Below are 24,139 nucleotides of genomic sequence, written 5' to 3'. Positions count from 1 at the left end.
CTTATTTAGCTCAGTTGCGCTATAGAGATGGGTGGTATCCGCGTGAACCCCTGGCTGCTCACCGCGATCATCGTGGTGGTCGTGATCGCGGTCGTGATCAAACGAATGATCGGCGAACCGGTCAGCGTACGGGAGCTCTTCGCGGCCCCCGTGATCCTGACCGGGATCGGCATCCTGTCCCTCGTCAAGAAGACGGATCTGACCGCCACCGACATCACCTGGGTCATCGCGGGCGCCGTCTTCGGTGTGGCGCTCGGCGCACTCCGCGGCGCCACCGTTCAGCTCGTCGACAAGGGAGGCGTCCTGTGGCAGCGGTACACCGGCCGCACCTTCCTCGCCGTGATCGGCACCGTGGCGATCGCGGCCGGCTTCAATGTCCTGGCAGTGCAGATGGGCATGCACGAGAACGCGCGTCCCCTCCAGCTCGCCATCGGTGTGAGCTTCCTCGGTGAGTCCCTCATGATCGGCTGCCGCGGCATGACGTCGGGCATCCCCTTCGCCCCGGCGCGAAGTCGCTGACTCTGTGCTTCACCCCGTGCCCTCGCCATCGTCGGGGAGATCGCTCAGCGGACAGAGGCAGGGCCGGGCGCGAGTCCGACCCAGCGAAGCACCGCTGGAGCGCGACCCGCACCGGCGGGCGGGACCTCGCACCGGGGAAGATACAGGCATGAGCATCATCGTGCGGTCCTTCGACCGCTTCGACGAGGCGGCCGCGTTCGACCCGGCCGGCGGCGAGCTCGGCCCCCGCGCACGGGTCGGCTCCCTGCCCCCGGGACGGACCCCCGCCGGTCACTACGGCGAGCTGGACGGCGTCCCCGTCGTGCTCTACCGCGCGACCGGCGGCCTGCGCCTGCGGCTGGGAGAGAGGGATGTCGCCGTCGACGGCCACGTGGAGATCCGACACGAACGGTCGTCCGACCGCTGCCGCTTGACGGTCGGAGCGACCACTCTCACCTACCCGGCGCCGGACACCCTCCTCGACCCGGCGGACGACCCGACGCCCTTCGCCGAGGCGGAGGACTTCGACCTGGGCCTGTTCGCAGCCAACGTCGCGGGTGACGCCCGGCGCAGAGATGCGGTGTATCGGTAAGGGGTCGGTACCGCGCGGTTCCTCGCTAGCCTGTGCCGCCACAGCGAGGGAGAAACATGAGCGAGAACCAGAGGCAGCCGGAGTCTGACGAACCTGACGGCCACCCCGATGGCCGACGGCACCGGAGCTATTTCCCCTTACGGGACCGCAGCTTCATGGCCACGACAGTCATCGCGCCCGTCGTGGTCGCCGCCGCGGCGGCGGCGATCGGTCTCGCCATCACCGGTGGGTTCTCCTGGGTGACCGGCGAGGTCAAGGGGGAGGAGCCGCCCCTCTATGTGTCGGGGTCCCGGGCGCCCCGCACCGTGGAATCACCCGCGGCGGCCCCGAGCGTCAACCCGCCGGCAGCAGGAGAAGCCCGGGCCGGCTCCTCACCGGCCCCCACCGGATCGCACACCCCAGCCGATCAGGAGGGCGCCCGGAGCGAGGGCGTCAACGTCGGCCGGCACATGTACCAGTGCCCGTGGAACGTGTGGGTGGTGAAGACACCGCCGGGCGAACTGGTGAATCCACCGGTGAAGGGTCGTGAGGTGGACAGCTCCCTGGTCTCCTCCCGGAACGCGGGAGACCCCGACAAAACCCTGCTCACCCTGACCCTCCAACCCCAGGGTTCCAGACCGCTGGTGGTGAAGGAGATCCGGATCAGAGTGGTCAAACGCCACCCGGTACCGCCGCCCGGCCAGGCGACGGTGCTGGGGCTGCTCACCGCGGGTTGCGGTGGCGGCCTGGCGACGGTGCGGGCCCACGCCGACCTGGACGGCGGCGGCCAGTACGCCCGGGTAGTGACCACCGGTGGCACGGCGTCGATTCCCTGGGAGATCACGGGCGGCAGAACGCTGGAGGTGGACCTGACCGTATCCACCCGAGGATGCGACTGCTCATGGGTGCCGGAGATCGTCTGGGCGAAAGACGGTGAAGTCCACACCACCCAGTGGCTCGATGACGGACTGCCGTTCCGCACGATCCCCTCGGCCGGCTACCGGCGAACCGCCTGGAAGCTGCATTACGCGGACGACCCCGGCGACCCCGGGTTCAGCCAGGACACCTGGCTGCCCGTCCCCTTCGACACGCAGCTGCTCAACTGAGGCGGACGAAGCAGGCGGGGCAGGTGACTACGACCTGCGCCGGGCCCTGGCCGGCCGCGGGCCTCCCCGGGAACCACTCGCTGCTCGCCAAGGCCCGGCGCCAACCGGGCGGAGCGCTGATGCGGCGGGCCCGACGAGGCCCTGCACCTGGCGAGCGCACTCCAGATGGCGGGATTCCCGCACGTGATAGGCAGCCTCTGGCCGGTCGACGACGCCGAGTCGCTGCAGCGCGCCCGCGCCTTCTCCACGGACCCGCACTCGTCGTCCGACCCGGCCCGGGGTCCCGCACCGCGCGGCGCTCGCCGCCCGCACCGCGCGCCCAGCCGCACCCTCGCACTGGGCGGGGCATGTCCACAGCGGCGCCTGAGTACTACCGTAAAAGGCCAACTGGCAATGGATAACGGGGGTTTGAGATGCCGGACCGTATGCCTCGTCTGGGCTTACTCGCGAGCGTGGCCGTCGAAAGAGCGTACGCGGGCGACAGACCACTGAGCGAGCGCCGCGCCCGGAAGGCCGCCGAGGCGGGCCACGCCAAGGGCATGACCGTGTACGGACTCGGGCTCGCCCTGCTCGGCCGGTACGAGGAGGCGCACATCTGGCTGACGGAGGCCGCCGCGGCGGGTGACCCCGTCGGCCTCGCCGCCCTCGTGACACTTGAGGTCGAGCGAGGCCAGGAGCAGCGTGCCATGGCTCACCTCCGCAGGGGGGAAGCCGAGTTCGGGGCGCTGAGCATGCGCATCGCCCTGCTCCAGGTGTGGACGCGGCGTACCGTGCCCTTCGATGCCGAGGCACTCCCGGGCGGGGTGCCTGACCCGGCGCTCGATCCGTCGCCGACCGCCTACGTGCGCCGGGTCGCACGCGCCGGAAGCACGCCGTTCGAGTGGGCGCAACTGCGCAAGCAGTTCGACCTGCACCCGGCCACGGACTCTTCGAAGGTCATCCTGGCGCTGGTGATCGTGCGCATCGCCGAGGGCGACATGGCCCTCGCGCACGCGTGGTGCACGGCGGCGGTGGAAGGCTGCCGAGGGGTGTGGAACCAGACCGGCCCCCGCCCGTCGGAGCCGCCCGCCGACGTGCCCATGGATGCCTCGGGGCGTCCTGCCCCGGACGGGGTCCCCGCCGAGAAGTGGCAACGCGCTCTGCACCTCTGGGAGGAACTGCACGAGCTCTGCGGAGGCGTCGACGAAGCCGCCCAGGAGACGATTCTTCCAGACACCCCCCGCCACGTCAGCGCGGAAGCAGCCAAGTACCTGGGCTCCTGCGCCGCTCAGAAGGGCGACCTCACCACCGCCCAGGCGTGGCTCGAGCGCGCCGCGCGCGAGGGCGACCCGGAGGCGATGCTCCTCGTCGCCGAGGTGGTCAGGGACCGCTTCGGCATGACGCGGGCCGAGCCCCGCTTCCGCGAGGCCGCGGACGCGGGCAGCGCCCCCGCGATGCACCTGTACGCGGAGCACCTGCGCGGGCAGGGCCGACCGGTCGAAGCGGAGGGCTACTTCCGCCGCGCCGTGGCCGAGGGCTCCACCGATTCGCTCCTCAACCTGGGCGTCCTCCTGCGCCACCAAGGCGACGACGCCGGCGCCGAAACGTACTACCGCCGGGCGATGGAGGTGGACGACCGGGCCACCCGGGCCAACGGCCACAACAACCTGGCGAACCTCCTCCACGCCCGCGGCGACGACGCGGCAGCCGAACCGCACTGGCGCACCGCCGCCCAGGAAGGCAACCCCGCGGCGATGGCGAGCCTGGGAGCGCTGTGCGCGCAGCGCGGTGACCTGGCAGCGGCCGAACGCTGGTTCCGTTCGTCGGCCGGGGCGGGCGACACCGCCGGCATGCTCAACCTGGCGCACGTACTCAAGCGGCGCGGTGCGATGGGGGAAGCCGCGGAATGGCTGACGAGGGCGGCCTCGGCCGACGCCTCCGGCCCGGCGCCACCCCCGGAGCGCCCTTTCGGCGCGGCGGACATCGACGACCGGGCGAACGGGCCTGACGGGAAGGGCTCGGGAAGCCCGAACGAGACAGGGCGGGGGTGACCGTCACCCGAGGGCAGCTGGCCCGGCGCACCCCCCCCGCGCAGAGGGCCGGCTCGCTCAGCGGTCGACAGGCTTGCCGGGCTGGTCGTGGGTCGAGCAGTGGATACCACCGCCGCCGGCGGCGATGGTGTCGATGTTCACCGGCACGATGTCGCGGTCGGGGAAGTGCTCCTTGAGAATCCCCCGTGCCCGGTCGTCGGCGCGCTGGTCGCCGAACTCCGGCATGAACACCGCGCCGTTGGCCACGTAGAAATTGGCGTACGAGGAGACGAAGTCGTCTCCTGTGCCGGTGATCCGGTCGGGGTCGGGCTGCGGCAGGTCGATGACCTCCAACCGCTTGCCGCGCGCATCGGTGGCTTGGGTGAGGACGGACCTGGCCTGGTCGGCGGAGCGTGACCAGACGTCGGCGGGGGCACCGGGGAACGCCTTGTCCAGCAGCACCACACCGGGTGCGGCGAACCGTACGAGGCTGTCGACGTGCGCGTCGGTGATGTCCTGACCGCGCACCCCGGCGAACCAGATCACCTTCTTGACGCCCAGGGCCTCCTTGAGCTCCGTCTCGATGGTCTCCCGGCTCTTTCCGGGGTTGCGGTTGTCGTTGACGACGGAGCTCTCGGTGACCAGCAGGGTGCCCTGGCCGTCGGTCTCGAAGCAGCCGCCCTCGGCGACCAGCGGGGCCGCGCTGCGCGGGATCCGGTACCGCGGCAGCAGGGAGCGACCGACTCGGGCGTCGCTGTCGTGCTTCTTCTGCTTGTTGCCCCAGCCGTTGAAGTGGAAGTCGACGCCCACGGCCCGGCCGGATTCCTCGACGAACACCGGGACGGTGTCACGGGCCCACAGGTCGTCCACCGGCAGCGGAATCACTTCGACCTGGGAGCCGCAGGCCCGCTGGGCAGCGGCCTGCTGGCCGGGCCGGGCGAGCATCACGACGTACTCGTACTCCGCGACGGCCCGGGCTACCCGGGCGATGTCTTCGCGCACCGCGCGCAGGTCCAGGGTCCAGACCCGCCGCAGGGCGGGCCAGGACATGAAGGTCCGCGCGTGGCTCTCCCACTCGGCCCCGAACCGGCGATCCGCTCCCGTCCGGGAGGCCGGGCGGGCGGCAGCGGTGGCGCCGGATCCTGACGGATCCTGCGACCGGCACGCCGACGCCCCGGCGGCGAGCACGCCCGTACCGGCGACGGCGCGCAGGGCGGTACGGCGGGACACGAGGTGGGGGGACAAGGGGACTCCAGTGCCGAGACGAACAGTGCGGGCTCCGTGCCACGCACCGCTCAGCCGCGGTGTGCGCATGGCGACAGCCCGGTCACGCACAGCGGCCGATGCTGCGCGCCGCCATGACCGATTCCTGACTGAAATTTCAGTCAGGAATCGAAGGTAACATGGGACAGCAGTGGCCTGTGAGACCAAAACACGGAAGTGAGCGCATGTCCCGTCGTCGCACCGTCATCCTGGAGGCCGCCGCCCGAGTCGTCGCGCAGCGCGGCATCAGGGGCTTGCGCGTGGAGGAGCTCGCCGAGGAAGCCGGCGTGTCGACTTCGCTGATCTACTACCACTTCCAGGACCGCGCCGGCCTGATGTCCCACACGCTGGAGTTCATCAGCACCCGGGCCGAGCAGTACACCGACCCCGCCACGGACCCCGACACCGACCCCCGCGGCCATCTCGAGGAGATGCTGCTGCTGGAACTGCAGGACACGCCGGTCGTCATCGAGAACAGCACCGCCTGGGGCGAGCTCCGAGCCACCGCCGTCTTCCAGCCCGAACTCCGTGAGCAACTGCGCACCGCCACCGCGCGCTGGACCGACTACGCGGGTGACCTCATCGAGCGCGCCCAGCGGAGCGGGAGCATCCCGCCCGAGGTGTCCGCCGAAGACGCGGCCGACCGCCTCACCACCCTGGTCGAGGGCCTCAGTAAACGCTGGCTCAGCGGCTCCTTCTCCCTGGAGCGCGCCCGGGACCTCCTGCGCGGCGCCGTCACCGCGGAACTCGGACCGCGTCCGTGAGCCGCGCCCGCCGGGCGGGGACGACCGGAAAGGGGAGGACCGGGTAGTCGCGGTGCCGCCCCGGTCCGGGGCGTGCTCCTTCCCCGACCGGTGAGGAACGGGTCGAGCCGGCCTTCTTCGCCGATCTGACCGATGCCGGCGCCACCGTCTTCGCCGGTGGGTAGGTCTGAGTGTGCGGTCGCCGCATGGCGGCACGCTCTTCCTCATGGAGGTGGCGCAGATGACACAGGATTCCGGAGCGGCGCAGCACCCGATCCCGCCCGCTGTTCAGGAGGCGTACGGTCCGGGCGATCTCAGCTCGACGGCCCTGTTCGGCGGGGGATACACCAATTTCGGATACTGGCACGGCATCGATCTCGGTCGGCCGCTGACCGAGCAGGACCGCATCAGCAGTCAGCGGGCTCTGTACCGGCACGTGCTCGGTGCCTTGGCGCCCACTGACGGGCTACGGGCCCTTGAGGTCGGCTGCGGGCTCGGGGCCGGCTGTGCTGTCGCGCTGGAGGAGTACGGCTTCGCGCACGTCACCGGCATGGACATCCATCCGCAGCAGCTCGAGCGTGCCGGGCAGGCCAACGCCGGTCTGCTGGCCCGCACCCCCGCACGACTGCGCTTCGCACGCGGCGCAGCTGAGAAGATGCCGTTCGGGGAGGGATCGTTCGATCGCCTGTACAGCGTCGAAGCCGCCCAGCACTTCCGTGATCTCGGCGCCTTCGCCCGGGAGGCCGCACGCGTGGTGCGGCCCGGTGGCCGCGTCGTCGTCGCGAGTTTCTTCATCCCCGACACCGATGAGACCCGTGCCGGGCGGCTGGCCGAACTGCTCGACACGTTCGCCAGCGGCCTGGATGTCGCCCACACCATCCCCCTGCTGACCAGCAGCCTGGAACAGGCCGGCCTGACCAGCATCCGTGCCACGTCGATCGGGTCGTCGGTATGGCCCGGATGGGACCGCTGGCTGTCCGGCATGTGGGCGCCCGGCACCTGGCCGCGCAACTTCCTGCGGGCCTACCACGAAGGCACCCTCGACTACTTCACGGTCACCGCGGAACGCCCTACGGCATGACGGACGGCCGGCTTTGGGAACCTGGTGCCGTACGACCACGTGCCCTGTTCCGTTGCAGTGCCTCACGCGCGGCGAGGTAGCCCGCGATCCTGAAGGCCGGCTCGTGGGAGCCGAACGCATGGGCGCGGGCCTGGCGCAACACCACCCGAGTGGCTGGGACGACATCGTGTTCGGGTAGCCGCAACTGCTCCTCGATGCCCGCGGCGGCCGCTGCGAAGAACCGCGGCAGGTCCTCCGCGGGTTCGTACGCCACCGCCAGGCCCTCGGCCACCTCGAAGGCGAAGCCCTCAGCCGCGGGCTCGAAGTCCACGGTGATCTCGGCGAACTGCGGCGCGCAGTTCACCCGTTGATGCAGCACGCGCACACCACGGATCGGGCGCGGCGGAAACCGGGACGGCGCTGTCGACATACCGGAACGCTACACCTGCCCGGCCGCCCCCCTTACCTTCTTGGCGGCCGCCGCTGACGCCCGGTCGTGCGGCGCGGTGACCACGGGAAGCTCGCGCAGTCTGCGGATGGGGGAGCAGAAGACCGGGAGGAAGGCGCCCGCCAGGCAGATCGCGCCCGACCAGACCGCCATACGGACGCCCGCCACCTGGCCGACAAGGCCACCGAGGGCGGAGCCGACGGCCGTGGCGCCGGTGAGCAGGAACCGGAAGGTGGCGTTCATGCGGCCGAGCAGCGGGTCGGGGGTCACATGCTGGCGCAGGGTCACGCCGAGGACGTTGTCGATGCCCGTCTTCGTCATGATCGCGAGCCACCCGGTGCCGGCCACCCACAGCCACGGCCCGTCGCCGATCAGCGCGACGGCAAGGGCGCCGGGTGCGAACCAGAGCCCGGCCAGCCCCAGGGTGCGGCCGTGGCCGAGACGGGCGGCGATGGGGCGCGCGAGCCCGGCACCGAGCAGAATGCCCACGCCGCCGGCCGCCCAGTACACCCCGAGCACCCCGGCCGACAGGTGCAGTTCGCGGGTGAACAGCACCGGCAGTACGGCATTGATCATCTGTGCGCCGAGGTTGGTGAGAGTCGCGGTAAGGGCCAGCGCCCGCAGCTCCCGGCTGCCGAGGACGTGGCGCAGCCCCTCGGCGATCTCGACCCGCAGCCGTCGCCGGTCGGCCACGACCACGGCAGGAGCGCGTCGTCGGCCGATGCCCATGAGGCCCACGGCGGAGACCAGATAAGCGACGGACCCGCCGAGAATCGCGAGAGGGGCGGTGAAGAACTGGACCAGGAAACCGCCCGCGCCGCGACCGGCGATGCCGGCGCCGCCCATCAGGCTCACGAGGGCGGTGTTCGCCGGCACCAGGCGCTCGCGGCCGACCAGTTCGGGCAGGACGCTCTGCGAGCCGACATCGAAGAACACCGTGGCGCAGCCGTTCAGCAGCACCACCGCGTACAACTGCGGCAGCGACAGCGCGCCCAGCCACCAGGCGACGGGGATGGAGGCGAACAGCGCCGCACGGGCGGCGTCGGCGGCCACCAGCACCCGGCGGCCGGGCAGGCGGTCCACCCAGACGCCCACCGGCAGACCGATGAGGAGGAAGGCGACGGTGGACAGCGCGGCCAGCGCACCGGCCTGGCCGGGGCCGGCGTCGAGGGTGGTGACGGCGAACAGCGGGATCGCCACATAGCCGACATTGCTGCCGAGGTGGCTGAGGGCACCCGCGGTGAAGAGCACGCGGAAGTCGCGCAGCCGCCACGGCGAAGGGAGTGCTCGGGTCATGCGCGCTACCGTGCGCGGCCACCCACCGATCCACCCAGTGTTTTACCCTCAGCTAAATGATAGAGATCGAACTCGGCCTGGAGGACATGGCCCGCACCCGCTTCGCGATCTCCCCGCTGTGGGAGGTGGTGGCCAGTGTCCGCGTGCTCAAGGGCGCGGACGAACACGGCCTGCACCGCACCTGGGCCGAACAGGTGCGCCCGCGGCTGAAGACGGCCGGCCTCGACCTGCGACCGCTGTTCGACCTCGTCCCGGTGCCGACACGCTCCCCCTGGGCCGGCCGCGTTCCCGGGTTCATCTGCCCGCCGCCCACGACGCCACTTCCCTCACTGGACGTGGAACTGGCCACGGTGCGGGCCACCCCGCCGGCGCTGCTGCACACGACGGCCGAGGTGCCGCCCGAACGCATGGCGGCGCTGCGCGCCGACCCGGCAGCCGAGCTCGGGCGGCTGGCCGACGTGTTGGAGGCGTACTGGGAGCTGGCGCTGGCACCGTACTGGTCGCGGATCCTCGCCTTGCTGGAAGGCGACATCCGATACCGGGCCGGCCGTCTGGTCGAAGGCGGCGCCCAGCACTTGTTCGCGGACCTCGACCCCCAGGTCACCTGGGCCGGAGGCACCCTGCACCTGGAGCACCGCACCGCGCGCGGAGCGCGCCGACTCGACGGCCGCGGCCTGCTGCTGGTGCCGTCAGCCTTCGTGTGGCCGCGCGTGTTCTCCGTGCTCAACGAGCCGTGGCAGCCGTCGCTGCGATACCCGCCACGCGCCGTCGGCACGCTCTGGCACGCACCAGCGTCCACCGGCTCCGAGGCACTGGCGGGGGTGCTCGGCCGCACCCGCGCGACCCTCCTGACCGAGCTGACCGTCCCCGCCTCGACCACTGACCTCGCCCGCCGCACGGGACTGACTCCCGGCGGCGTCTCCCAGCACCTGACGGCCCTGCGCACCGCGGGCCTGGTCAGCGCCCACCGCGCGGGCAGAGAGGTGCTGTACGCACGCACCCGGGCAGGAGAGACCGTCGTGGAAGCGGCAGGCGCCGGGTCACTGCCGTCCGCCGCCCGAGCGTGAATTACGTGCCGACTGCGCGGGCGACGTACATGGAGGGTGAGAGGGCTGCCGGCCGGCGAAGGTGCGCTCCTGTGCCTCAGCGCGGGCCGAAGACGTAGAAGTACCAACCGGTAGGGGAGCCACTACCTCCCCAGTAGAAGCACTCGTTCACCACGTGGGTCCGTGACCAACGCTGATTCTCCGCATAACACTGATCGAATGTGCCGAACGGCCCCTGATATCCGCGTGCCAACTGGGCTGGCGCGCCAATGGACTTCTCAACAGCCACAACGGCGGCGCTGCTCGTCGGCCGGGACGTTGCAGAAGGGGAAGCCGAGGCTGTTCCTGCTCCGGCAAGCAGCCCGCCTGCAACCACGGCCAGAGTGATGATTGCGGCAAGCGCACGGTGAGAACGCATACAGAACCTCCAGCTGGGATTTGGCGGGCAGCTTCTCCACAAGCAATCCATCTTCGACTCACAACGCATGGACAGCCATCACTCGGTCGGGTGAACTGTCGTCACCGTGAGGACCAGGCGTTCTGCGGTGTCGATATCCGGGCGCAGTTGGACTCCGTGCAGTGCAAGGAAGGTGACGCACGAGAGCCAGGACAAGGTGCACCGACCGACCGACCGACCGTCGTACGGCTTACGTGTTGCAGTACTCGGCGTCGACGATCTTGCGCATGGATGTCCCATCCCAGTCCCCGTTGAAGTTGTAGGCGAGCTGGTGGCGGCCGTCCTCGGTGGTCACGGCCATGGAGAGCCAACCGACCATGCCTCCGCCGTGGCCCCAGACCGAGGTGCCGCAGCTCGTCTCGAACCGCTGGAGGCCGAGCCCGTAGGACTTGGACCCGGGCCCGGGGGCTGCGACGGTCTTCATCGCCTTCAGCTGCTTCGGAGGCAGGAGCTTGCCGCGCAGCAGGGCGCTGTAGAACCGGTTCAGGTCGCCCGCGGTGGAGATGATGTCGCCGTCGGCCCAGCCCTGCGACCCGTTCATCTCGGTGATGTCCTCGATCCGGTCGGGCGCCGACGTGAACAGCTTGGCGTAGCCGCGGCTGCTGGGCCGGGGCAGGTGAATGCTGTTGCCGGGGTTGGACGTGTTCTTCAGCCCCAGTGGCCTGATGATGCGATCGCGGACCTCCTCCTCGTACGACCTTCCGCCGGCCTTCTCCACGATCAGCCCCGCCAGGATGTAATTGGTGTTGGAATACGAGAATTTGGGCTGAGCACCGGGCGTGAACAGTGGCTCATGGGAGAGCGCTATCTTCACGTGCTCCTCGGGCGGCACGGTGTCGTAGCGGTGTCTGAGGTAGCCCTCGCCTTCCAGGTACGTTTTCCTGTACTCGTCGTCGGCCATGTAGTCGAACAGGCCGCTGGTGTGGCTGAGCAACTGCCGGACGGTGATCCTGCTGCCGTCGTTCCCGTTGCCCCGCACCACGCCCGGCAGTTGGTGCTCCACGGTGTCGTCGAGGCTGAGCCGGCCTTCGGCCTCCATCTGGAGCAGGACGGTCGCCACGAACGTCTTGGTGATGCTGCCGACGCGGAACTTGTCGTCCTTGCCGCGCGGCGCACCCGACGTCAGATCACCCACACCGGACGCTGACTTCCAGACGCCGTCGGTGTCACGTGCCTGGGCCGTGATGCCGGGGACGCCCGCCTTCACCGCCTCGTCCATGGCGCGCTGCGTGGCCCGATGGCCGCCCCTCGTGGGAGCCGCGTCCGATGCCGCCTGGGCGGGTGTGACGAAGGCGGTGGCCGCGATCGCGGCCACCGCGACACCCACCACGCCGGCCGTCGTGCTCTTCCGTAACGCCATTGCGTACTCCTCACAGTCGTGTGCACCGGGCCGTACTCGTGCGACCCGGGCGCAACTGCGGAATATCTCTGGCCGCGTTGCGGGAGGGCCGCCTGTGTACCAAGACCGCAAACACTGCCGGAGTGGTTGAGGAGAGCGGCAAAAGACACTTGCCGTACCTGCCGTCGAGGAACGCCCTCGCGCGACTGGGCCTCGCCGCAGGAGCGGTGGAGGCGATTTCGCGGTGCGGTAAGAACGGACGGTGACACCGACCGGCCGTTCTGCCCCGTTCCGTGAGCTTCTGAGGCTAGAAGAGGCGGGCCCGCATGTGCTGTGTGAGGTTTTCGAGGATCTCCCGCAGCCACGGGCTGCGAACGGCCGGCAACCGGGCCAGAGCGTGGTGGAACGCTCCCGAATCGGCCCGGAACAGGTGATGAGGGTGCGGCGCGGGCGGATCGTCGCGCAGGACGCCGTCGGGCATGCTGCCCGACGCCGGGAGGGGCAGGTGCGGCTCAGGGAAGGCCAGCCACAGCCACACCCCGAACGGCAGCGGCACCGGGTGCGCCGAGGCCACCGGCCCGGCCGGGGCCCAGACTTCTCCCGTCTGCGGATGGACCGGTACGAGGACGATGTCGGCGCCCGCGCCGGAAACGGGCCGGCCCGGCCCGGCTATCACGGCGCGCCGCGCCGGTGCACCCGCGGGCAGCAGGGCGTCGAGAGCGCGTTGGAACACTTCCCCGGTCAGGCCGTCCGGGACCGTCACCGGCCGGCCTTCCGAGGCTGCCAGCAGGTGAGCGAGCGCCCGGCCGGCCGCGGCCTCCCACTGCGGGCTCCAGGACCACCAGTACCTCGACCCCGGCTGCGCCGCCCACCCGGATATCGGCGCGAACGGCGGCGTGCTCTTCCCTTCCGCCATCAGCTCCGCCCAGGAGAGCGGTGCGGCGTCGGCGCCGTTGACGGGGCGGCGGCGGACGGCGTCCGGGGCGAGCCACACCGCCTGCCAGAGGGAGCAGTCGTCGATCCGGCTCGCCACGGGCAGACCGCATGCCGCGCAGGCCATATTGGGACCGTCGGCCCCGTCGAGGCCGCAGCAGTATCCGCCGCCTTTCTCCGGGATCAGCACAGTGCCGCGGGCGTCACCGGGTGCGATGACGATCGCGCCGGGCGCGCCGTCGGACAGCGCGTAGACCGGCGCGTAGATGCCTCGGGCGGCCGCCTCATCCGGATGGATCTCCTCCCACCTCCGCCACGGCGGCCCCCAGGGCTCCGGGTCCACGGCGAAGGTGCCCGGTTCCATGAGTACCGGAAGCTGAATGCCGTTCCCGTACTTCTGACGGGCGTGGGCGGGCAGGGTGACTTGGGACAACGGGATGGTCAGCTCGGCGCCGCACCCCGCACATACGAAAAAGAACAAACGTCCTCCGCTGGGAAACGGAGGCATCATCGCAGCTCAGCGGCAGGTCGCACCAATCAATTTTCGGGGCGGCCGGGGCCTGCCGGGATGGCCGGGGCCGGCCGTCAGGCGCGGCAGCGCAGCATCTCCAGCGGGGGATTGGCGTGGAAGTCCGCCCAGAAGTCCGCACCGAACGCGCGGACGCCGGCCTCCGACACCGTCAGCGGGACCCAGGTCACCTCGCTGAATCCGGCTGCTCGCAGGCACTTCTCGTAGACCTCGCGGCGCGGACGGTTGGCGAGGAACGAGATCGGCGGGTCGAGCAGTGCGGTGGTCCGGACTTGCGGTCCGGTCTCCGCTTCCTCGCCGGTGAGCTCGCTGCGGAAGCCGTACTTGTCCGGGGGCGGCCCGTCGAAACGGAAGTCGGGTGACTGGTTGAGCACGAAGAACTCACCGCCGGACCGCAGGCTCCGGTGCGCGTTGCGGCACATCCGCTCCGCGGTGGCGATGTCCTCCGCGTAACCGAACAGCTGGACCGCCGTGGCGAGGTCGAAGCGCTGCTCGAAGGGCCGCAGTGCGGACACATCGCCCACCTCGTAGCGCACGCCCAGGGGATCGTCCTCCTCAAACCGCTGCGCCACGGCGACCATTTCACCGGAGATGTCGATGCCGAGCACCTCCGAGGCGCCGCGCCGCTTGAATTCCCTGCTGTAGAAGCCGGTGCCGGAGGCCAGATCGAGAACGGACTTGCCGCGCACGTCCCCGACCATGGCCAGGAAGGCGGGCACCACGGCGTACTGCTCCAGCGGCAGGGCCTTGAACCCCTCGAACGCCTCGCCGATCTCGTCATACTGCTGCCCGCTCATCGCGCTGCCCTCCCTGCCGCTACGTCATCCCCTCGACCCCGGCGCACCGTCTCCGGTGCACCGAGCCCCTGACGGGCAGTCTCCCCGCACCTCGGCAAACCGTCGTACTGGCAGAAGCCACAAAGACGCGGACTCTGTTCCGGTCTTGCGTACAGCAGGACGCGTTCGCCCGATGCCCGGGCCTGACCAGCGATCCCGTGCTCTACGTGGTCATCGCGCCGCGTCCCGGTTTCCCGGAAGCCGGCACGCGCGACAGGGCTCTCGCTGCCATCGCGCGGGCCGGCCTCTCCATCGAGGGCGCACCAGACACGGAGATCCACCCTGAGTTATACGATGAGGCGACAAATAATCAGAAGGGGTTGAATCCTCGCAAGGCCCCTATATGTATTTGACATGCTGCGCTGTCATATTCGTGCCAGATCGCCCCGCTCGTCTCGTCGCACCCATCAGGGGAAGGCAGAAACATGGGCAGATTCAGGTACGGCTCCTCGGCGTCGGCCATCGTGCTGGCCGCCTCGGGGTTGCTCGCCGCCGCGGAAGGTACGGCTCACGCCGAAGCGGCTCAGGACAGCATCACCATGCTGAAGCAGGAGAAGACCCAGTGGTGCTGGGTCGCCTCCGGGCTGACCATCGCCAAGTTCCAGGGTTACGGCTCCACGCAAACGGATTTCTGCACCCGGGCCCAGCCCTCCTACGGCTGCAACAACCAGCCCGCCACGCTCGACGACATGGCCAGGGGCTGGGGCAGCCTCGGCCTGGCACACACCGGCTCGGGACTGAACAGCGCGGCCACGTTCAACCAGGTGTACACCGACGTCAAGGCGGCCCGGCCGATCGGTGCCCGCATCGGGTGGACGTCCGGCGGGGGCCACATGAACGTGGTCTACGGCTTCGACAACTCGAACAACACGATCGCTGTGGGCGACCCGTGGCCGGACACCACCACGTACACGTGGTGGAACTACAACGACTACGTGAGCAACAGCTCGTCCAAGTGGACCCACTCCCGCATCGGCATCTCCCGCTAAGGCAGGCGACATGCGCGACACCAGCGGCACCAGAACGTCCAGCAAGCGGGCGGGCTCTCGCCTTCCCCGCCTGTCCCTCGTCATCACACTGAGCGCGTCCGCACTGCTGTCCGTCGTCGGTCCGGCCCAGGCGGCCCCGGCCAAGGACCCTCTCCCGGCCGACATCCCCGACTACCAGGCCGCTCTCAACGCGGTGAAATCCGCCGACGTCCGCAACGCCGTCTGCCGCTTCCTGCGCACCCCGGTGCCCGCCGGCGGCACCGGCGGGCTGGTGCAGACGATCCCCGAAACGGCAGAGCCGTGCCAGGGGCTCCCGGCGTTCACGATCAAGGACCCGCTGGCACTGAACGAGATCACCCCAGGGTTCGTCGCGGGCACCGCCCAGCCCCTGCCCACCGAGGCGATCAAGCTGACGCAGCTCGTCTCCTCGCTGAGCGTCACCGTCAACGGCCGTGACGCCACGGTCATGCTCGCCCCCACCCAGGGCGGCGGCTGGCACCTGGCGGCCGTGCGCGACGGCGCCGGCGACGCCACGTACGCCAGCAAGGCCACCGTGGGCACGCTGGTCTTCACCGAGCCGCAGATCCGCGGCTGGTACCAGCTCAAGCTCACCACCGTCGAGCCGCTCAACGACCAAGCCCGGGAAGGGCTGGGAGGCCAGTCCTCGGTGTCCCTCAGCGACTACCAGAAGCTGGTCAAGGCCCGCTACGCCGACAAGCTGCCCGGGTCGGAGTACGACACCAAGGGCTACTCGAGCGGATACAGCCCTCAGCGCAAGGCGGACGACGCCTCGCCCTCCGCCCCGCTGCTTGCCGGCGGTTCCGGCGCGGCACTCGCCCTCATCGGCGGGGCCGCCGTCGCGCTCCGCCGACGCCGGCGGGCCGGCACCCGCTGAGCCCGCGTCCGTACGCCTCCTCGCTCCGCCCCGGCAGCCGGCCGGGGTGGAGCGCATCCCTGCTCCGGAGCCAGGTCAGTCCCGGGACCCGCGCAGCTCGTCGGCGGCGAGCCGTCGCATCGGCGAGACGAAGCCCATTCACGCCTACAACACCCTGCCGGCACTCTGCCACAAGGGCGACCCCGCAGCCCTTGAGCTGCGCGATCTGTACGCACGGGCACCGTGGCCCCCACACCCGCATAGAGCCCGGCTCACGGAAGCGCGGGTGGTGCGGGGCCGCTCTACGCCGTGGGAGCGTTCGGCCACTTGACGTGTGTGTCCTCACCGGAAGATCCTCCGTTCGTTCCCCAGCTTCTCGTCCACTCCTTTCCCACCACACGAAACGCGAGAATTCCCATGGCTATACCTGACAAACGCCTGACCGCGACGGTGTCCCGGCGGGGCGTCGGCCGGCTGTTAGGAGCCGCCGCGGCCACTTCGCTGCTCGGCGGTACCGGGCGGGCCGCCGCGACCGGATCGGGCCCGGCGGACCTGGTGCTCTACAACGGCGATGTGATCACGATGGACCCGAGACGGCCGCGAGCGACGGCCGTGGCCGTCCGGGCGGGCCGGATCGTCTACGTGGGCCCGGACGCCGGCGCCCGGTCGTGCGCCGGCAGAGGCGCCGAGACGGTGGACTTGCGGGGCCGGACGCTGATCCCCGGCATCAACGACACCCACCTGCACGCAGCGGTGTACCGGCTGAACCTTCCGCCGTACGCGCTGGACCTCGGCCCGGCCACGGCGAAGTCCGTCGCTGACATCGTCGCCGCCGTGGCAGCCGAGGCCGGACGCACCCCGGCGGGGGAGTGGATCCGCGGCGCCGGGTGGAACCCCTATCGGCTGGCCGAGAAGCGGGAGCCGAACCGGGACGACCTCGACCGGGTGTCGCCGGACCACCCGGTGTTCCTCCAGGACAACGGCTACCACGTCAGCGCGGTCAACTCCCGCGCCCTCGAACTCGCCGGAATCACCGACGTGGGGCCGAACGGAACCAGGAAGCCCGGCGTCGACTACGACGCCCAGGGGCGCCCCACCGGTGTACTGCGCTACGGAGGGCAGGCGCAGGTCCAGCTGCTGCTGCCGCCCCGCACCCGGGAACAGCGCAAGCAGGCGATCCAGGACGCGCTCACCCGCCTGCGGGCGGAGGGCATCACCAGCTTCACCGACCCGGGCCTCGGGCCCGGCGGCGACGGACTCGGCGGCGGCACCCAGGGCATCGAAACCCTCAACGCCTATGCGGATCTGGCCCGGGCCGGAACCCTCGACGCGCGGGTGAGCGCGCTGTTCCTGCCCTGTTCCCAGTCCGGCGGATCGGCCGCCGCGGTCGACAAGGCGTTGCGCGCGTTCACGCCGCCGAGCGGCGTCGACCCCCGCCGGTTCGCGGTGCGCGGCGTCAAGTTGTTCTCCGACAGCGGCGGTGACCTGCTGGTCGCCGGTAACACGAACGAGGAGCGGGCCGCCGAACTCACCGAGATGGTCCGTATCGCCCATGCCGCCGGCTACCAGGTGGGGGTGCACTGCTACCGGTGGGTGCCCACCGTGGTGGACGCGTTCACCGCCGCCCTGCGCCGCCACCCGCGCCCCGACGCGCGGCACATCGCGATGCACGGCGCATTCGTCCCGGCGAGCCTCCTGCCCACGATGGCCAGGTATCGCATCGGCCTCGGCCCACAGGCACAGAGCTGGGCCAACGCGATCCACGGAGCGGCCCAGGGGCCGGCCGGTGACGCCTTCCTGCCGTGGCGCTCGGCGGTGGACGCCGGAGTACCGCTCCTGGGCAGTTCGGACACCCCGGTGAACACGCCGAACTGGCGGGCGGGTGTGCAGGCACTCGTCACCCGGCGCGGTGCTTGCGGCGACGTGCACGGACCGGAGCAGCGCCTGACCCTGGACCAGGCCCTGGCCGCCTACACCACCGCCGGCGCCTGGCAGGACTTCGCCGAGAGCTGGAAGGGCTCGGTGAGCGTGGGCAAGGTAGCCGACCTGTGCGTGCTCGGCGGCAACCTGCGCACCACACCCGCGGAGGAGATCGCCGGTGTGCCGGTGGCCATGACGGTCTTCGACGGCCGGATCGTTCACCAAGCCTGACCGCGGTCGGGCCGTCCCCCCGCCGAGCCCTGCCCCGCCGGGAGGTGCGGGGAGCTCGCGCTCATGGCCGCGCCCCCGGCCACCCCCTGCCCCCTCGGTGCCCAGCCACCGAGGGGGCAGGGGCAGAGCGGCCGACCGGCGCGTCAGCCGATGAGCCCCGGGGCGAAGTAGTCACGCAGCCGGGCGATCTTTCCGTCGCGGATGCGGAAGATCTGCACCAGGGAGTGTGTCGTGTCCTCTTCGCCCTCGTCTCCGTCGAGGACTGTGTCGATTTCGGCGATGAACACGTCGGGGCTGGAGGTGGTGTGCAGTACGTACCCGGACTTCTCCAGGTTCGGTGAACGGCCGCCCTGCGCCTGCCGCTCGTAGTACGCCGCCATGGCCTTGCGGATTTCCTCGCGGCCTTCCAGTCGCCTGGGGAGGGAAGCGCCGGGAGGCAAGAGCGGTGCCTCGAAGATGCCGTCCTCGGTGAAGCTCTCGGCAAGTGCATCGGCGTTGCGGGTCATGGCACCGGCGTAGACGTAGCTTTCGAAGATTTCCTGCGGCGTTTTCGGCACGGGCAGCCTCCCTGCACGCGGACACGGAGTACCACATCACCACAGCGACGCCCGCGAAGAGACGGGTTCCGGTGAACGATCAGCCCGTTCGGCCGGGGCGGGGTGCGACGCCTCTGCCGTCCGGCGAAAGGCGCCGCGGTCGGGCGGTGGGTGCTCAGTTGAAGACGAGCACGTCCGTGCGCATGGGAATGGGGCTGTTCCACTCGATGTGGATCTTGAAGTTCACGACGCCGTTACCGGGGGCGATGCTCGATGCCCGGATGGGCGCGGACGCGACGAAGCGGTTGCCGTTGCCGTCGATCTCGGAGGCGATGATGACGACGGTCGAGTTCACCCCGATCACGCTCCAGGAGAGCTGGAGGTTGTGCGTGCCGTTGCCGGGGCCCCACGTCCACCAGTTCCGCCAGACGGCGTTGACGTTCCCGCCGATCGCCTCGGCGGCGCCCGCCCGGGTGTCCACCTCCCCGCTCTCTCTGACCTGCGGAACCGTGGAGTCGGCTGTGTCGGATGTGCTCACAGAACCCTCCTCTGCTGCCCGGAAGAGCCCGGCGGGCCATCTCCGGCTGCTGTTCAGTGTCCGCCGGACGACACGGCACCATAATCACGCGAAAGGGTGAAAACACCGGAAGAGCTCGGCCGACGCGGGCAGCGCGAGCCGGATGATGCCCGATTGCGGGGTGGGGAGAAGGAAGAACAGAGCCGTCAGGCGGGGCGGAAGCGGCGCCCCTGCACCATGCGTCCGTAGTAGTTGAACCACGTGCGGGCCTGGGGGTCGTCGGCGAAGGGGTAGTCGGCTCCGAGTTGCCGTGCCGCGCTCAGGCCGGAGATCAGGGCGTGCTCCTGGCTGTTGACGGCGGTGTGGGCGCCGCAGTACCAGACGTGACCGCGGCCTTGCAGCGTGGGCAGCAGGGGCATGAGCAGGAGCATGTGCCGCATGTCGTGGACGACGTGCTGGAACCACTCGCGCGCGATGACGGTATCGGGGCGCACGGGGCGTTCCAGGTTGTAGGTGACGAGGCAGGGCCGGTCGGAGGCGCGGGCCCAGGGCTGCTGGTTGTGCATCACATACGTGACCTCGTAGTTGTCCGGCCGGGGCCCGTAGTGGCGGACGAACGTGCTGCGGGACCCCAGCACGTCGGTGGCGTCGCGGGGCAGGATCGAGTCGTCGTGGTGCGCCACGGCGTCATGGTGCAGCTCGCTGCTGTAGCGCACGCCGCCGAGGAGTCGCCGTTCCAGCGCGGTGGGCCGGTCCAGCAGGGCGAGCGCCTGGTTGGCGTTGCAGGCCAGGACGACGGCGTCGAAGTGGGCGCGGCGGCCGTCGGCATCGCGGAGGGTCGCGCCGCGCGCGTGCCGGTGGAGGCCGGTCACCGGGCGGGCGAGGTGGAGGCGATCGGCGAAGCCGGCGGTCATGCGCCGGTAGATCTCCCGGGTGCCGCCCTGCCAGGTGGTCATGGGCGTCGACTTCTCGACGTCGAAGAAGTCGAGGTAGCGGGCGAACATGGCGGCCGGCATGGAGAAGATGTCCGTCGCCAGGACGAAGTTGACGAACATCGGCTTGAGGATGGCGTGGCGGAACCCGGTCGAGATCCCCCACCGGTCCAGGGCCTGGCGCATGCTCACGTAGTTGAACGGGTCGGCGGCCGCGGCGAGGCGGGAAGGCCGCCGACTCAAGGCGCTGAAAGCGCGCAGGGTGCGCAGCATGCGCCGGAAGGCGGTGAGGTCGTTGCGGTACTGCCGGGTGAGGGAGCCCTCGAAGTCGTGGGCATGGACGCCGCCCTGGTAGTGCACCGCATAGGAGAAGCGCGTGGGGACGGCGGTGATGTCGCAGTGACGCAGAAGCGCCGAGAAATTCTGGTAGACGGAGGGGATGAAGGCGGTCACCGACATGTCGAAGGGCAGGGTCGTGCCGTCTCTTTGCGGCATATCGACGGTGGCGGCGTTCCCACCGATTCTCGCTCTCTCCTCGAACACCTCGACGTGGAACCGTTCGGGGTGCCGGGAGAGTGCCCAGGCGGCGCCCAGTCCGGCCATGCCCGCCCCGACCACGGCGACTCTCAAGGGTGGGGGCAACGGGTACGCCTTTCGGTATGCGCCTCGGTGTGCGCGTCATGCTCGGTGTGCGCGTCATGCCTGGGACCGATGTCCGTTTTCCCCTAGATTCTGGCCATGTCTCATGGCGAAGTCGAGGTGGGTGCTCCGGGTGTCGGATTTTCCTCGCCGAAAGGCGGGGAAGGGCGGCCTCTGGGGAGGAGCGCGGTGTTCCTGCGCTGTTTTCTGTTCCCGCTGGCTCTTATGGTGATCACACCGCCGCTGGTCCTGCTGCTGTGGTGTGCGTGCGTGCGTTTCGACGGTTCGCCGGCCGCGCTGGCCCGCGCGGCCGTGGCGGGGGAGTTGCTGCGCGGTATTCCTCGCCCGAGCGGGCCCAGCGCACTCGCCGTCGCCGGATTCATCGCTTTCGAGGCCCTGCTGCTCAGGGCGCTGCCGGGGCGCCTCCACCAGGGGCCCGTGACGCCGCACGGTGTGCGCCCTCAGTACCGCGCGAACGGCATGGCCGCTCTCCTGGTCACGCACGGGGTGTACCTGGCCGCGTCGTTCGGTCTCGGGCTCTTCCCCGCGGGGGTCCTCTACGACTCTTTCGGTTCGCTCCTGGCAACCTCATGTCTGCTGTGCTTCGTGCTCTGCACGGCCTGGTACGCGAAGGGCCTGCGGTGGCCCTCCGGCCCGGACCACGGGTCCACCGGCCACCGGGTCCTGGACTACTTCTGGGGTACCGAGCTGCACCCGTCGATCGGATCGGTCGACCTGAAGCAGCTCTTCAACTGCCGGGTGGGGATGATGTCCTGGAGCCTGCTCCTGGTGTCCTTCGCCGCCGCGCAGTACGAGCGGCACGGGGGCGTCTCGTCCTCCATGGCCGTCGCCGTGGTGCTGCAACTGGCCTACATCGTCAAGTTCTTCCACTGGGAAGAGGGCTACTGTTCGACCCTGGACGTGATGCACGACCGGTTCGGCTACTACCTGTGCTGGGGCGTGACGGTCTGGCTGCCCGGTGTCTACGCCCTCAGCACCCTGTATCTGGTGTCACACCCCCGCCAGCTGTCCTGGCCGGTCACAGCCGCCCTGCTGGTGACCGGGGGAGCCGCCCTGGCCGTTAACTACTCGGCCGACGAGCAGCGCCAGCGTGTGCGGCGGACCGGCGGGGCCACCCTCATCTGGGGACGTCCCCCGAAGGTGCTGGAGGCGTCCTTCACCACGCGCGACGGCGGTGCCCATCACACCCTGCTGCTGTATTCGGGCTGGTGGGGCGTGGCCCGTCACTTCCATTACCTGCCCGAGTTCGTGCTCGCGCTGTGCTGGGTGCTGCCCGCCGGGACGGACCGGCTGCTGCCGTACTTCTACCCGTTCTTCCTGGCCGTTCTGCTCGTGGACCGCTGCGGCCGTGACGAGCGCCGTTGCCTGGAGAAGTACGGTGACGCCTACCGGGAGTACTGCGCGAAGGTGCGCTGGAGGATCATCCCCGGTCTCTACTGAGGCGCCGGCCGCTCGTGAGCCTGCTGCTGAGGAACGCGCCGGAGGTGGCGCCCCAGGGCCCAGAGCGGGAAATAGCGCACGTACAGCCGGTAGTCGAGCATGCCGGTGCCGAAGAAGACACCGTTGACCTTGGCCGGGGTCCATGTGCCGTCCGGCTTCTGGTGGGAGCAGAGCCAGCGGACTCCGCGCAGGACGGCCGGGTCGTCCGGTGCGGTGAGGTCCATCAGGGCGAGCAGCGCCCATGCGGTGGAGACCGGCTGGCTTTCGTCCGCCTCGGCGTAGCGGTTCTCGGTGCAGCCGCGGTGGTGTTCTCCCCAGCCCCCGTCGGCCCGTTGTGCCGAACGGAGCCAGTGCGCGGCGCGGCGGAGCGCCGGGTGCGTGCGCGGCGTCCCCGCGGCACGGAGCCCGCGGACGGCGAACCAGGTGCCGTAGATCCGGTTGATGCCCCAGGCGGCCGGCCAGGACCCGTCGGGCAGCTGGCCGCGCAGCAGGAAGGCGGTGGCTCGGGAACGGACGCGGGCCAGGGCCCCCTCGGGCAGGGCGGGATCGTCGCGGTCCACGGCGGACAGGGCCAGCAGCGCCGAGGCGGTGCACTCGACATAGGAGTCCTCGACGACGCAGCGCGTGAACATCTCCGCCGGGTTGAGCGCCTCCAGCCGGCGGGCGCCGCGCCGGGCCTCGTAGGAACCGAAACCTCCGTCGGGGTTCTGCCGGTCCAGCAGGAAGGCGACGGCGCGCCGGACCGCCTCGTCGGTGCACCGCCGTGCCGACGGCAGCCGTGGGCGGGCGTGGAGCAGCGCGGCCACGGCCTCGGCGGTGCAGTCGCTGACCGGCCAGCGGTGACCCCCCTCGGAGAAGCACCATCCGCCCAGGGCGGGGGAGCGCGCGGTGACCGCCCGGTCGGGGATCTCCTCGGTGATCTGCGCGCCTTGGAGGAAGGAAGCCGCGCGGAGCAGGGCCGCCGCGCCGGCGTCCCGGAGCCGGCTGTCGTCCGCCAGGAGGGCCTCGACGGCGAAGGAGGTGTCCCAGGTGTGCGAGCGGGCCCCGGCGAAGCGGGTGCCTTCCTGCTCGTCGTTCCAGCGCCAGTACGACTGGGCGTCCAGCGCCCGGGCCACCGCTGCCGAACCGGGCTGCCGGTGATGCAGCACCAGGACGTTGAGCAGCCCGTTGACCGGTGAGAGGCAGGGCCCGCCGGTGACGTGCTGCTCGTGCTCGACGCGGTGCAGGCAGCGCTCCAGGGCCCGCCGCCGCAGCCGTTGGACGGGCCGGCGCTCGTACGCGCGCGTGAGGGCGTACAGGCAGCGCAGCAGCCTTCCCGGCGGTACGTGGATATCGGGTCCGGACACCGCTGTGCTGCGGGGCGCTGTGTCCGTGCCGAAGAGTTCCTGCCGCAATCGGCGGCCCAGCGGGCCCAGCTCGGCCCGGAACCGGGTGCCGTGGAGGTAGGCCATGGCCTGGTGGATGGAGCGGGTGTGGCAGTAGAGCCGGTCGGGGTGGAGGGGAGCCCACCGGGGGAGCAGGAACACCTCGGGCGGCGCGGGGTTGACCCCGCGATAGTCGTACAGGCCGAGCAGGGCCAGCCAGAACTTGCCCCAGGTGGCGATGGCGGCGACGCCTCCGGGCCGGGTCCGCAGCCACGCCGCGGCGCGGGCGCACAGCGGTTCCCCGGGCGCCGAGCCGAGCAGGCGGAGCGCGACGTAGGCGAGCGTGGTGCAGTACGTGGAGGGCCCCGACGCGGGGTGCAGGCCCCACCCTCCTTCGGGTGTCGCGGTGACGGTGTAGTGACGGATCATCGCCCGCCGCTCGGCGTCGGCCGGCATGAGCCCGGTGATGCGGGAGACGATGACGTACTGGGAGAGGATCATCGTGTTCCACACCATCTCCCCCTCCCACGAGCCGTCCGGCC

Annotated in this window: 22 protein-coding genes; 12 read left to right on the top strand and 10 right to left on the bottom strand. The window is 70.7% G+C overall.

Translation table 11 applies throughout. The features are described from left to right. The first annotated feature begins 27 nt into the window (after window positions 1–27). The 5 genes from ABZ951_RS02840 to ABZ951_RS02820 all read left to right on the top strand — a co-directional run bounded on the left by ABZ951_RS02840 (window position 28) and on the right by ABZ951_RS02820 (window position 4,205). The gene (locus ABZ951_RS02840; protein WP_344083440.1) at window positions 28–519 is read left to right on the top strand and encodes a DUF1453 domain-containing protein; all 492 of its coding nucleotides are present in this window, start codon (window positions 28–30) and stop codon (window positions 517–519) included. A gap of 148 nt (window positions 520–667) precedes the next feature. Continuing rightward, window positions 668–1,090, top strand: a complete 423-nt coding sequence (locus ABZ951_RS02835; protein ID WP_344083443.1) for a hypothetical protein — start codon at window positions 668–670, stop codon at window positions 1,088–1,090. Between the two features lie 155 nt (window positions 1,091–1,245). Then, a complete protein-coding gene (locus ABZ951_RS02830; protein ID WP_344083446.1) occupies window positions 1,246–2,175 on the top strand; it encodes a hypothetical protein in 930 nt (309 codons plus the stop codon). Window positions 2,176–2,316: 141 nt separating this feature from the next. Beyond that, the gene (locus tag ABZ951_RS02825) at window positions 2,317–2,667 is read left to right on the top strand and encodes a hypothetical protein (protein WP_361278723.1); all 351 of its coding nucleotides are present in this window, start codon (window positions 2,317–2,319) and stop codon (window positions 2,665–2,667) included. Next, complete coding sequence (locus ABZ951_RS02820; protein WP_344083449.1) at window positions 2,628–4,205, top strand: tetratricopeptide repeat protein; 1,578 nt, start codon at window positions 2,628–2,630, stop codon at window positions 4,203–4,205. The genes ABZ951_RS02825 and ABZ951_RS02820 overlap by 40 nt, the downstream gene beginning before the upstream one ends. 57 nt (window positions 4,206–4,262) lie before the next feature. Here ABZ951_RS02820 and ABZ951_RS02815 read toward each other — a convergent pair whose 3' ends face one another. Next, window positions 4,263–5,429: an agmatine deiminase family protein gene (locus ABZ951_RS02815; protein WP_344083452.1), complete on the bottom strand. Its 1,167-nt coding sequence runs from the start codon at window positions 5,427–5,429 to the stop codon at window positions 4,263–4,265. 203 nt (window positions 5,430–5,632) lie between these two features. Between ABZ951_RS02815 and ABZ951_RS02810 the strand changes: the two genes are divergently transcribed. Together ABZ951_RS02810 and ABZ951_RS02805 are read left to right on the top strand one after the other, a co-directional pair. Beyond that, window positions 5,633–6,211, top strand: a complete 579-nt coding sequence (locus ABZ951_RS02810; RefSeq protein ID WP_344083455.1) for a TetR/AcrR family transcriptional regulator — start codon at window positions 5,633–5,635, stop codon at window positions 6,209–6,211. Window positions 6,212–6,416: 205 nt separating this feature from the next. Then, on the top strand, window positions 6,417–7,271 hold the full coding sequence (locus tag ABZ951_RS02805) for a class I SAM-dependent methyltransferase (protein ID WP_344083458.1): 855 nt from the start codon (window positions 6,417–6,419) through the stop codon (window positions 7,269–7,271). Here the strand turns inward: ABZ951_RS02805 and ABZ951_RS02800 are convergent. Both ABZ951_RS02800 and ABZ951_RS02795 read right to left on the bottom strand, forming a co-directional pair. Further along, the gene (locus tag ABZ951_RS02800; protein ID WP_344083461.1) at window positions 7,261–7,680 is read right to left on the bottom strand and encodes a hypothetical protein; all 420 of its coding nucleotides are present in this window, start codon (window positions 7,678–7,680) and stop codon (window positions 7,261–7,263) included. The two genes, ABZ951_RS02805 and ABZ951_RS02800, sit on opposite strands and share 11 nt — an antisense overlap. A 9-nt stretch (window positions 7,681–7,689) precedes the next feature. Then, window positions 7,690–8,994, bottom strand: coding sequence for an MFS transporter (locus ABZ951_RS02795; protein ID WP_344083464.1), 1,305 nt, complete (start codon window positions 8,992–8,994; stop codon window positions 7,690–7,692). Window positions 8,995–9,050: 56 nt separating this feature from the next. On the opposite strand from ABZ951_RS02795, the gene ABZ951_RS02790 reads away from it, so the two are divergent. Next, window positions 9,051–10,061, top strand: a complete 1,011-nt coding sequence (locus ABZ951_RS02790; protein ID WP_344083466.1) for a DUF5937 family protein — start codon at window positions 9,051–9,053, stop codon at window positions 10,059–10,061. 626 nt (window positions 10,062–10,687) lie between these two features. Here ABZ951_RS02790 and ABZ951_RS02785 read toward each other — a convergent pair. The 3 genes from ABZ951_RS02785 to ABZ951_RS02775 form a co-directional block, all read right to left on the bottom strand. Continuing rightward, the gene (locus ABZ951_RS02785) at window positions 10,688–11,857 is read right to left on the bottom strand and encodes a serine hydrolase domain-containing protein (RefSeq protein ID WP_344083469.1); all 1,170 of its coding nucleotides are present in this window, start codon (window positions 11,855–11,857) and stop codon (window positions 10,688–10,690) included. 286 nt (window positions 11,858–12,143) lie between these two features. Continuing rightward, on the bottom strand, window positions 12,144–13,250 hold the full coding sequence (locus ABZ951_RS02780) for a hypothetical protein (protein ID WP_344083472.1): 1,107 nt from the start codon (window positions 13,248–13,250) through the stop codon (window positions 12,144–12,146). A gap of 104 nt (window positions 13,251–13,354) precedes the next feature. After that, window positions 13,355–14,095 carry a class I SAM-dependent methyltransferase gene (locus ABZ951_RS02775; protein WP_344083475.1) on the bottom strand — a complete coding sequence of 247 codons (741 nt, stop codon included), beginning with the start codon at window positions 14,093–14,095 and terminating at the stop codon, window positions 13,355–13,357. A 464-nt stretch (window positions 14,096–14,559) separates the two neighbouring features. Between ABZ951_RS02775 and ABZ951_RS02770 the strand changes: the two genes are divergently transcribed. The 3 genes from ABZ951_RS02770 to ABZ951_RS02760 all read left to right on the top strand — a co-directional run bounded on the left by ABZ951_RS02770 (window position 14,560) and on the right by ABZ951_RS02760 (window position 18,148). After that, window positions 14,560–15,123 (top strand): papain-like cysteine protease family protein, encoded by a 564-nt coding sequence (locus ABZ951_RS02770; RefSeq protein ID WP_344083478.1) that lies wholly within the window; start codon window positions 14,560–14,562, stop codon window positions 15,121–15,123. A gap of 10 nt (window positions 15,124–15,133) precedes the next feature. Beyond that, window positions 15,134–16,018 (top strand): hypothetical protein, encoded by an 885-nt coding sequence (locus ABZ951_RS02765; RefSeq protein WP_344083484.1) that lies wholly within the window; start codon window positions 15,134–15,136, stop codon window positions 16,016–16,018. Between the two features lie 396 nt (window positions 16,019–16,414). After that, window positions 16,415–18,148 carry an amidohydrolase gene (locus ABZ951_RS02760; protein ID WP_344083487.1) on the top strand — a complete coding sequence of 578 codons (1,734 nt, stop codon included), beginning with the start codon at window positions 16,415–16,417 and terminating at the stop codon, window positions 18,146–18,148. Window positions 18,149–18,291: 143 nt separating this feature from the next. On the opposite strand, the gene ABZ951_RS02755 is transcribed toward ABZ951_RS02760, so the two are convergent. From ABZ951_RS02755 to ABZ951_RS02745, 3 genes are all read right to left on the bottom strand, one after another. Further along, on the bottom strand, window positions 18,292–18,705 hold the full coding sequence (locus tag ABZ951_RS02755; protein WP_344083491.1) for a nuclear transport factor 2 family protein: 414 nt from the start codon (window positions 18,703–18,705) through the stop codon (window positions 18,292–18,294). Between the two features lie 154 nt (window positions 18,706–18,859). Then, window positions 18,860–19,222 (bottom strand): hypothetical protein, encoded by a 363-nt coding sequence (locus ABZ951_RS02750; protein ID WP_344083494.1) that lies wholly within the window; start codon window positions 19,220–19,222, stop codon window positions 18,860–18,862. 185 nt (window positions 19,223–19,407) lie between these two features. Continuing rightward, window positions 19,408–20,763, bottom strand: coding sequence for an FAD-dependent oxidoreductase (locus ABZ951_RS02745; RefSeq protein WP_361278659.1), 1,356 nt, complete (start codon window positions 20,761–20,763; stop codon window positions 19,408–19,410). A 234-nt stretch (window positions 20,764–20,997) separates the two neighbouring features. On the opposite strand from ABZ951_RS02745, the gene ABZ951_RS02740 reads away from it, so the two are divergent. Further along, a complete protein-coding gene (locus tag ABZ951_RS02740; protein WP_344083500.1) occupies window positions 20,998–22,233 on the top strand; it encodes a hypothetical protein in 1,236 nt (411 codons plus the stop codon). On the opposite strand, the gene ABZ951_RS02735 is transcribed toward ABZ951_RS02740, so the two are convergent. Beyond that, window positions 22,227–24,113, bottom strand: coding sequence for a prenyltransferase/squalene oxidase repeat-containing protein (locus ABZ951_RS02735; protein ID WP_344083503.1), 1,887 nt, complete (start codon window positions 24,111–24,113; stop codon window positions 22,227–22,229). The genes ABZ951_RS02740 and ABZ951_RS02735 overlap by 7 nt on opposite strands. Window positions 24,114–24,139: the final 26 nt, after the last annotated feature.

Origin of the sequence: Streptomyces sp. NPDC046215 (genome assembly GCF_040646215.1) — a bacterium.
Classification (GTDB): domain Bacteria; phylum Actinomycetota; class Actinomycetes; order Streptomycetales; family Streptomycetaceae; genus Streptomyces; species Streptomyces stramineus.
This window is presented reverse-complemented; position numbering and strand designations above follow the sequence as displayed.

Excerpts from the sequence above, each read along its gene's own strand:
- ABZ951_RS02840 (WP_344083440.1), top strand. The coding sequence starts at position 28 with ATGGGTGGTATCCGCGTGAACCCCTGGCTGCTCACCGCGATCATCGTG.
- ABZ951_RS02835 (WP_344083443.1), top strand. The coding sequence starts at position 668 with ATGAGCATCATCGTGCGGTCCTTCGACCGCTTCGACGAGGCGGCCGCG.
- ABZ951_RS02830 (WP_344083446.1), top strand. The coding sequence starts at position 1,246 with ATGGCCACGACAGTCATCGCGCCCGTCGTGGTCGCCGCCGCGGCGGCG.
- ABZ951_RS02810 (WP_344083455.1), top strand. The coding sequence starts at position 5,633 with ATGTCCCGTCGTCGCACCGTCATCCTGGAGGCCGCCGCCCGAGTCGTC.
- ABZ951_RS02805 (WP_344083458.1), top strand. The coding sequence starts at position 6,417 with ATGGAGGTGGCGCAGATGACACAGGATTCCGGAGCGGCGCAGCACCCG.
- ABZ951_RS02800 (WP_344083461.1), bottom strand. The coding sequence starts at position 7,680 with ATGTCGACAGCGCCGTCCCGGTTTCCGCCGCGCCCGATCCGTGGTGTG.
- ABZ951_RS02795 (WP_344083464.1), bottom strand. The coding sequence starts at position 8,994 with ATGACCCGAGCACTCCCTTCGCCGTGGCGGCTGCGCGACTTCCGCGTG.
- ABZ951_RS02790 (WP_344083466.1), top strand. The coding sequence starts at position 9,051 with ATGATAGAGATCGAACTCGGCCTGGAGGACATGGCCCGCACCCGCTTC.
- ABZ951_RS02785 (WP_344083469.1), bottom strand. The coding sequence starts at position 11,857 with ATGGCGTTACGGAAGAGCACGACGGCCGGCGTGGTGGGTGTCGCGGTG.
- ABZ951_RS02775 (WP_344083475.1), bottom strand. The coding sequence starts at position 14,095 with ATGAGCGGGCAGCAGTATGACGAGATCGGCGAGGCGTTCGAGGGGTTC.
- ABZ951_RS02770 (WP_344083478.1), top strand. The coding sequence starts at position 14,560 with ATGGGCAGATTCAGGTACGGCTCCTCGGCGTCGGCCATCGTGCTGGCC.
- ABZ951_RS02765 (WP_344083484.1), top strand. The coding sequence starts at position 15,134 with ATGCGCGACACCAGCGGCACCAGAACGTCCAGCAAGCGGGCGGGCTCT.
- ABZ951_RS02760 (WP_344083487.1), top strand. The coding sequence starts at position 16,415 with ATGGCTATACCTGACAAACGCCTGACCGCGACGGTGTCCCGGCGGGGC.
- ABZ951_RS02740 (WP_344083500.1), top strand. The coding sequence starts at position 20,998 with ATGGTGATCACACCGCCGCTGGTCCTGCTGCTGTGGTGTGCGTGCGTG.
- ABZ951_RS02735 (WP_344083503.1), bottom strand. The coding sequence starts at position 24,113 with ATGGTGTGGAACACGATGATCCTCTCCCAGTACGTCATCGTCTCCCGC.